Origin of the sequence: Streptomyces sp. ICN903 (genome assembly GCF_022015835.1) — a bacterium.
GTDB classification, from domain to species: Bacteria; Actinomycetota; Actinomycetes; order Streptomycetales; family Streptomycetaceae; genus Streptomyces; species Streptomyces fenghuangensis.
In genome coordinates this window covers 1-8,465 of sequence record NZ_JAKMAY010000254.1, presented here as the reverse complement: position 1 = coordinate 8,465, position 8,465 = coordinate 1, and the positions used below count along the sequence as shown (strand labels likewise).

The 8,465-nt window shown below is 71.0% G+C and carries 5 protein-coding genes; 3 read left to right on the top strand and 2 right to left on the bottom strand.

What is annotated here, in order from left to right; translation table 11 throughout:
* Window positions 1-458: 458 nt before the first annotated feature.
* Window positions 459-1,850 (bottom strand): alpha/beta hydrolase, encoded by a 1,392-nt coding sequence (locus L7D48_RS29485; protein ID WP_237881716.1) that lies wholly within the window; start codon window positions 1,848-1,850, stop codon window positions 459-461.
* A 570-nt stretch (window positions 1,851-2,420) separates the two neighbouring features.
* Here L7D48_RS29485 and L7D48_RS22135 point away from each other — a divergent pair.
* Together L7D48_RS22135 and L7D48_RS22130 are read left to right on the top strand one after the other, a co-directional pair.
* Entirely contained in the window at window positions 2,421-3,647 is a 1,227-nt protein-coding gene (locus L7D48_RS22135) for an MFS transporter (protein WP_237881714.1), read from the top strand.
* 349 nt (window positions 3,648-3,996) lie between these two features.
* Window positions 3,997-4,680, top strand: coding sequence for a hypothetical protein (locus tag L7D48_RS22130; RefSeq protein ID WP_237881712.1), 684 nt, complete (start codon window positions 3,997-3,999; stop codon window positions 4,678-4,680).
* A gap of 96 nt (window positions 4,681-4,776) precedes the next feature.
* On the opposite strand, the gene L7D48_RS22125 is transcribed toward L7D48_RS22130, so the two are convergent.
* Complete coding sequence (locus L7D48_RS22125; RefSeq protein WP_237881710.1) at window positions 4,777-7,338, bottom strand: alpha-L-arabinofuranosidase C-terminal domain-containing protein; 2,562 nt, start codon at window positions 7,336-7,338, stop codon at window positions 4,777-4,779.
* Between the two features lie 152 nt (window positions 7,339-7,490).
* Between L7D48_RS22125 and L7D48_RS22120 the strand changes: the two genes are divergently transcribed.
* On the top strand, window positions 7,491-8,321 hold the full coding sequence (locus tag L7D48_RS22120; protein ID WP_237881708.1) for a S1 RNA-binding domain-containing protein: 831 nt from the start codon (window positions 7,491-7,493) through the stop codon (window positions 8,319-8,321).
* The last annotated feature ends 144 nt before the right edge of the window (window positions 8,322-8,465 follow it).

Below are 8,465 nucleotides of genomic sequence, written 5' to 3'. Positions count from 1 at the left end.
GTATTATTTACGGCCGTTGCCGTACACCGTTATGTGAAGCGCTCATTGGCCGCAAATAACTCCCCTGGCCTTCGGCATGGGGAACCCCGGAGTGTCCGGAACGTCCGCCCCTCCCCGTCCCCTCCCGCCGTCGCCCGGCTGCGGCTGGTTCCCGGCTGTCCGTCGCGCTGTGCCGATGCTCAGCGCTCGCCCCGACAGATCGGTCGGTCAAAGGCTTTCGCAGTAGGAGTGACCGCTACGTCGCGGTGGCTGTGAGCCGGAGTGGTACGCGGACCGCAGCCTTCTTCCGGGACGTCCCCCGCAGCCGGACGGTCTGGTTCGTACGGGACGGGCAGGGGAGTCCGGCGCCTCGGAACCCCGATGGCACAAGGAACCTGCCGTTCTGGTCCACCTCCACGCGTACCACCCGGGCACCGACGCCCCCGACGGGGTGACCGGGGCACACCGTTGATGCCGCGTCAGTCGGCCGATCCGGCGACCCAGGCGGAAACCTCTTCGTCGAGTTCCCCGGGCGCCTTCCTGTGGCCTGGATACCTGTAACCCAGACGGTCGGCGTCAGGGTACTTCTCGGCCCATGCTTCCGCCGCATAGGGCGGGGCGACCGGGTCCAGGGGATTCACGAGGATAAGCAGTCTCGGTGCTTCCTTCGCCTCGGGCATCGTCCATGTGGAGTCCGCGCCGGCAGGCATCACCGAGCACGGGCGGTGCATACGTGAGAGCGCGGCTCCGAGGGGATTCCTCTCCGGCGACCCCGCACCTGCCCCCCACCCCCGGTACGCGGTACAGACGTTGGCGAGGTACCCCACGAACTCCGGAAGTACCTGACCGTCGCGGTGACGGCGGGTGTAGCTGCGGCTGCCGGACTCCATGACCCCTTTGCCCGCCTTGCCGATATCCGGCCAGTTGGCCAGGATCCCGCGCAGTGGTTCGGCGTTTTTCCCGAGGTCACGGGAGAGGGAGAAAAGAGCGGTCATCCGCTCGTACTCATCGGCGAGGCCGGTCTGCGTGCCGTCGTAGCCCATGTCCCGGAGCGTCCGGTGAAGCTTCTGTCGGCAGTCGGAGGCCGCATCGCTTTCGTCGCATTCCATGACGTCCTGCAAGCCCGCCTCCACCGCGAGGCTCCGCTCGGTCATGAGCGTGGTCGCGGAGGTGCCCGGCGGAGGCGCGGGAGCGTCCATCACCGCCCAGCCGCCAGTGCGTTCCAGTTCGGGCATCACAGCCGTCGCCCGGACCGCCCCGAAGGACTGCGCGTACACCCCCGATATCTCCCCCTCCTTCTCGACGAGCTCCTTGAACGACTCGTGGTATTCCGCACGGTCGAGGCGGTAGAGGCCCATGTCGCAGGAGTTCCGGAAATCGTCGGGCCAGTTCTTCGTCTGCCATTCCGATAGTTCGCCGCCCTCCGACACGTCAGTGACGGTTTCCAGGCATTCGGCGCTGACCCCATGAGCAGCCCAGGGCTCGACGAATGTGGCCACCGCCCGGTGACGCAGCCAGGAAGGAAGAAGCGATCGGGCGGCCACGGCGGCCAGTGGACGCAGTCCGGGCCTTCCCGGGTCCCAGAGGACCAGTCCGTCCCGTTCTCCGGGTGCGCGGGTGGCCGGCGCGCCATCCTCACCGGGGGGTGTGTAGATCACCGCCCACACTCCCGTGGGGAGCAGGTGGCAGCGGACGGTCTCGTCGGCACACGGCTGAGGCTTGGGAGCTGTCGACTGCCCGCGCTCGTCAGCCCGGTACACATACAGGCCGACGAGGACGACGGCGGCCAGGGCCGCCACGCCGGCGAACCAGCGGACGGCCTTGGCGCGGCCGGGGTTACGCGTCCCCGGCATGCCGCGCTTGCGTCGCACTGGTCACAGGTGTCCCTGGTCGAGGTCGGAGCTTCCGGGGGGTCAATGGACCGAGGGCCGACTGTATCGCGCGAAGCAGGAGGCGAGACCGCCGGGAAGCGGTGCCGACGGAAGCGGCGAGCGTCTTCACCCCACGCCCGCAGCCGGGCGACGGCGGGAGGGGACGGGGAGGGGCGGACGTTCCGGACACTCAAGCGTTATTTGCGGCCAATAGGCGCTCTACCCAACGGTGTGCGGCAACGGCCGTAAATAATGCCGTCCGGAATGTTCGCCCCGGACCGGCCCCGACCCCCGCACGCACCCGCACCCGCACCCGTTCAGGAGCCAGGTGCGAGGAGTTCGCGGCGGTACCGAAGGCCCACACCGACGACCACGAGAACCTACTCCAGTAGCCGAAAATTTTTCGGCCGACCCTTTTCTCCCGGTCGGAGCGGAGCATGGCCGCGCAAGGTCGGAATTTGAGGGGAAAGCGCTTGCACCGAGCACTGGCACATGTGTTCAATGGCGCCGCCCGAGTCCGTGTCCGGCCCTGTCGTCCGCCCCCGGACGGGCATCAGGAAAGGAAATCCAGTGACGGTACCGCAGCCCGCGACCACACCCCCTTTGCGTACTCCGGCCGCCGTGGCGGTGGTCGTGGCACTGGCGGTGGCCCTGTTCTCCCTGAGCACGGTGGAGACCCTGCCGGTCGGACTGCTCCCGGTCATCGCCGGGGACCTGGACGTGTCGAGGTCGGCGGTGGGCCTGCTGGTGACCGGCTACGGCCTGGTCGTGGCGGTGGCCTCGGTGCCCCTGACGCATCTGGTCCGCAGGGTGCCGCGGCGTGCGCTGCTCATCGTGCTGCTGAGCGTCTTCGTCGCCGCGAACCTGGTCTCCGCGGCGACCCCGGGCTACTGGGTGCTGCTCGCCGCACGGATCGCGGTCGCGCTGACCCACGCGGTGTTCTGGTCGATCGTCGCGGCCACCGCCGCCGGGCTGTTCTCGCCCGAGGTGCGCGGCAAGGTGGTCGCCGGGCTGTTCTCCGGGCTGTCCCTGGCCGCTGTGGTGGGCGTGCCCGCGGGTACCTGGCTGGGCCAGCAGGCCGGCTGGCGGATCCCCTTCGTGGTGATGAGCGCCTTCGGCCTGCTCGCCCTCGTCACCGTCACCGCCCTGCTGCCGCCCATGGCTCCGGGGGGTGGTCACGCCTCGGTCGGGGCCGAGCCGAGCGTCCGCCGGTTCGCGGTCCTGATGGTGACGACCGCCCTGGTGATCTGGGGTGTGTTCAGCGGCTACACCTACATCACCGCCTTTCTCACCGATGTGGCCGGGTTCCGGCAGTCGGCCGTGGTCCCCGTGCTGCTGGCGTCGGGGGTGGCCGGCATCGTGGGCACCTACATGGCCGGCGCCCTCGTGGACGGCCGCCCCCGGCACACCATGGCGCTGGCCGTGGCCCTGCTGGCGGCGGTGATGTGGGGGCTGTACCTGTCCGGCGGCGCACGCCCCGCGGCCGTCTGCCTGGTCGCCCTGCTGGGGTTCTCCATGGCCGCGATGACCACCGCCCTGCAGAGCAGGATCCTCCAGGTGGCGCCCGGCAGCACCGAGATCGCCTCGGCGGTCGGATCGGCGGTCTTCAACGTCGGCATCGCCGGCGGCTCCTTCACCGGCGGTCTGCTACTGCCCACCGGAGCCGGGGTGAGGGGCGCGGTCCTGGTCGGTGGGGTGCTCGCCACCGGGGCGCTCGTGGTGCTGCTGTGCGAGCCGTGGGCCGCCCGCCGCGAACCGGTCCGGGAAGACCTCCCGGAAAAGGTCTCCGCGCTTTAGGCGTCCGGCGAACGGATTCCTTCCTCCACGTTAACCCGGGGTTGCGGAACCGGTCGCCCCGGGGGAATTCCTTTCCGATCCGGAAAATGAACGGAATGAGCCCGCCGAAGGAAGGCGCCCGCCGATACTCTGGCGCTGCCTCGTGGATCAGCGCGGGGCAGCCGCGGGAGCGTCCGAGGGGAGGGCGTTCCGATCGCGGTTCCGGGGGCGTGGCGAGAGCAGGGGGAAATCACCGCGCGGACAGCCGCGCGTTCCGTTGCGCACAGACGCCCGAAGGTGTCGAATTCGCTTCTCCGCCGCCCCGGAATCACCGCCGATTCACCGAAGGTGAGGACGACCCGTGCGACGCATGACCTCCGTTCTTCTGGCCCTGAGCGCTCTGGTGGGGGCCTCCGCGCTGACGGCCCCGGCGGCCGCGGCCGCCCCGCAGACCGGCCGTCCGGCCGCCGCGCAGGCCGCCGTACCGGCCGGCTGGGAAGTGGTCGAGGGTGACGAGGTGGCCGCCCTGAACGGCAAGCGCTCCCCCGCCGACCAGGGGCCCGCCGCCCAGAACCTCACCGAGCAGGGCTCGGAAGCGGACGAGGTCTCCCTCATCGCGATGCAGTCGGTCCGCAACGAGCGGTTCGTGACGACCGAGAAGAACTACCCGGCTCCCAACACCGGTGCGCTGCGGGCCCGTTCCGCCGAGTTCGGCGGTTCCTGGGAGGGCTTCGCCTTCGAGTGGGACGACACCACCGAGACCTACGCCCTGAGGTCGCTGGCCAACAACCTGTACGTGGCGGTGGAGAAGAACTTCACCGGCAGCTCCCAGAACCTGCTGCGTGCCCGCTCCACCGGGGTGGGCGGCTGGGAGCGGTTCGTCGTGTACTACAACGAGGAGCTGGACCGCTGGGCGCTCCAGTCCACGCTGAACGGCCTCTTCGTCGCCATGGAGAACGGCTACACCGGGTCTCTCCAGTACGCGCTGCGGGCCCGTTCCGCCCAGATCGGCGGTTCGTGGGAGGAGTTCGCCTTCTACGAGCTGGAGGCCTGAGCCCCGTCCGGCCGCACACACAGGAGGCGCCCGTACCCCACGTCCCGGGGGTACGGGCGCCTCCGTGTGCGTCCCGCCCGCACGTGTGCGTCCCGCCTACGGCGTGCGCTCCGCGATGCGCATGAAGGTGACCGAGTGGGGCGGGAAGGTGTGGGTGAAGGCGGCGTCCACACCGTCGATCACCGACTCCTCCGGCCTGATCGGCCGTTCGTCGGCGGTGTTGACCGCGTCCGGGTCGCCGCGCAGGACGGTCAGGCGGGCGGTCGGTGCGACGGCCGCGCCCGGGCCGAGGTCGATCCTCGTACGGGCCGGGCTCTCCTGGGCGTTGACGACCTTGACGATCAGCTCGCCGGTCGTCTCGTCGCGGGTGACGACCTGGCGGAAGGGCTCGGCGACCGCGTCGTCGGTGAAGCTGCCCCACTCCTGGCCGTCGAGGTGGAGGGTCACCTGGCGGCCGCGGACCTCGATCCGGATGTCGTAGGTGCGGCCGGTCTCGACCACCGTGCCGTCCTCGATCATCGTCTGCTTGCCGCCGCCGGACGACTTCTCCACCGCCGAGCGGGTGTTGTTCCAGCCGCCGAGGTTCCACCAGTAGTGGTTTCCGGTGTCCTTGACGCCGAAGGCGATCAGGAAGCCCTCGCGTCCCTCGCGCTTGGTGGCCTTCACATGCAGGTCGTAGTCGCGCCAGGCGGGGTCGCCGACGGTGACCAGGGTGTCCTCGGCGGTGGTGTCGCTCTGGACGTACGCGCCGCCGGTGACCGCCCAGCTGCCGCGCCCGGCGGCCTCGGTCCACCGGTCCGCGCCACCGGAGAAGTCGTCGGCGAACAGCTCGGTGCCGTCCGCCGAGACGACCCGGACGTCGTCGTAGGCGGCGCTGGTGGCCCAGGTGGACAGGCCGATCGCGCCGGTGATCGGGCCGCCGGCGACCGGGGTGGACGAGGCCCGGCTCGGCACGACGCGGTCGCCGGTGTTGGTCATGAACAGCTTCTGCGTCTCGTAGCCGGTCGAGCCCCAGGAGCGTGCGTTGTCGAACCAGATCAGGTCCGGGCTCCACTGCACGTAGTCGGTGTTGGCCAGCAGGGGCGCGTAGGAGGCCATCTCGACGATGTCGGCGTTGCGCTCCAGGCCGGTCATGAACGCGGCCTCGGCCAGGGAGTTGCGGAAGCGGTTGTCCTGGGATGCGTACTCGCCGAGGAACACCTTGGGCCCGTGGCGGTCGTAGGAGTCGTAGCGCTCGTTGTTCTCCAGGAACCAGGCCGGGCTGTTGTAGTAGTGCTCGTCGACCATTTCCACGCCGGAGGCGCGGGCCAGTTCCCAGGCGCGGTCGAACACCGCGCCGGTGTCGTCGGGGCCGGAGTTGGCGATGACCGTGATCTCGGGGTGTTCGGCCTCGACGGCCTCACGGAAGGCGGCCAGGCGCTCGTAGTAGGCGTCGGGCAGGTTCTCCTCGTTGCCGACGGCGAGGTGGGTGAGCCCGAAGGGCTCGGGGTGGCCCATCTCGGCGCGCAGGGCTCCCCAGGTGGAGGTGGCGGGCCCGTTGGCGAACTCGATCAGGTCCAGGGTGTCGGCCACATGGCGGCGCAGCAGTTCGGGGTCGTCGGTGGCCCGGTTCTCGCCGCAACCGGTGACCAGGGCGGGGACGACGGGCAGCGGCATCGCGCCGATGTCCTCGGCGAACTGGAAGTACTCGTAGTAGCCCAGGCCGTAGGACTGGTTGTAGCCCCAGAAGTTGGCGTTGACCGCCCGCTCCTCGACGGGGCCGACGGTGTCCTTCCACTGGTAGGAGCGGCGGCGTTCCCAGTCCGGCGCCTCGTACGCCTCGTGGCTGCCGGTGTTGACCAGGCAGCCGCCGGGGAAGCGCAGGAAGCCGGGCTCCAGGGCGGCGATCTTCTCCGCGAGGTCCTTGCGCATGCCGTTGGCGCGGCCCTTGTAGGTGTCGCGGGGGAAGAGGGAGACCATGTCGAGGCGGAGGGTGCCGGTGCCGCCGGCGGCCACGGTCAGGCGTCCTTCCGTGGCGGCGGCACGGGTGGTGAGGGTGCCGGTGTACTTCGTCCAGCCGTCGCCGCGCACGGTGCGGCGCAGGGGGGTGGCGAGTGTCCGGCCGGATGCGTCGTGGAGGGTGACGGTCAGCGGGGTGCCGCGGCCGGCGTCGGTGCGGGCCCATACGGAGAAGTCGTACTTCTCGCCCTTCTCGACGGCGATCCCGGAGTTGTAGCCGGTGTTGGTGACGCCGTAGCGGGCGCCCGCGCCGCCGGTGCCGCCCAGGTCGAGGCGGAGGTGGTTGCGGTTGCGTTCGTTCAGCCGGTGCTCGTCGTCCACGACCCGCGCGGTGCCGGTGGCGCCGCCGGTGGCGGTCTCGGTCCAGGCGGTGAGGCCGGTGTAGGAGGGGTTGTCGACGGGGGCGTACTCGAAGGAGCGGTTCTGGACGAGTTCGGCGTAGAGCCCGCCGTCGGCGGCGCGGTTGATGTCCTCGTAGAAGACGCCGTACATCCGCTCGCCGATCTCGGGGCCGGTGCGGGTGCGGTCGAGGGCCAGGGTGTAGTCGGCCGGTTCGGCCGCCGGGGCGCCGGAGGCGGGTGCGGCGGCGAGCGTGCCCGCGAGGAGGGCGCCGGTGAGGAGGGGGATGAGGGGGGATGGTCTGGGTCGTGTGCGCGGCATGAGGCTCCCGACTCTTCGTCGTTCGAAATCTCGTACGCCGACCAGAACTTCGAACGCGAAGATAGGCGTCCTCGGGGATGCCGTCAACGCCCGGCGTCTCGGACGTTCCCCGTGCGCTGCCCCGCGAGGTGACACGGCATAGGGTCACGGGCATGACCGAGCCCGCGTCCGATCCGTCGTTGGAGGAGCTCCGCGAAGCACTGTGCCGGGAAGGCGGGACCCGCACCGCCACGGTGCCCGGCGTCGAAGCGGACGAAGTCCTCGTGGAACTCGGCGCGCCGGTGGGCCCGGGTCTCACCCTGGGGTCCATCGCACGGCACCGGTTGTCCCGGAAGCCGTTCGGCCACCCGTCGCAGGTCGTCCGGGTCGGGCAGAGGATCGAGGTCGAGGTGGTCGGCGTCTCCGGGGGATCCGGGGGGCACGCGCGTCTGCAGGTGTCGGCGCGGGCGTGCGAGGACCCGGATCTGCGTGCCTTCCTCCTCGGCGTCCGGCGGGGCGAGCACCGCTTGGGGACGGTCGCGGACGTCCACGCCTACGGGGTGTTCGTGCACCTCGACGGCGAACCGGCGGGCCGGTGCACCGGGTTCGTGCGGGTTCCCGAGCTGACGTGGCGGTACATCGGCCATCCGTCGGAGGCCGTCGAGGCCGGGCAGCGGGTCACCGGTGAGGTCCTCGACAGTGACACCGACCGGGGGCAGGTGTCGCTGTCCCTGAAGGCGCTGGAGGAGGACCCGCTGAACCGGCTCGCCGGCAGAGTGGGCGAGGTCGTGACCGGCACCGTCACCAAGACCGCCCCGATCGGCGTCCTCGTCCGCGTCCCGGGGGGTGTCCTCGGCCTGGTACGCGGCTTCGAACAGCCGGACGGGTCTCCGGCGGTACGCGAGGGCGATCGGATGACCGTACGGATCGCGGAGGTGGACCGAGAGCGCCGCCGCGTCGTGCTGTCCCCGGCAGGCGGGGACGGTCCCGGCCCGCGCCCGTGACCACGTCGCGCCCGCCGGCGTCGGGCCTGCGGCTCCGGCCTCGCCGGGGACGGCTTCCGCGACCGGCGGTCCCGGGCGGGGGTGCGGTTCTCCACCCGCGGAAGAGTGCCACCCGCCCCGGCACGGCATGCGGGGGCGGGTGGC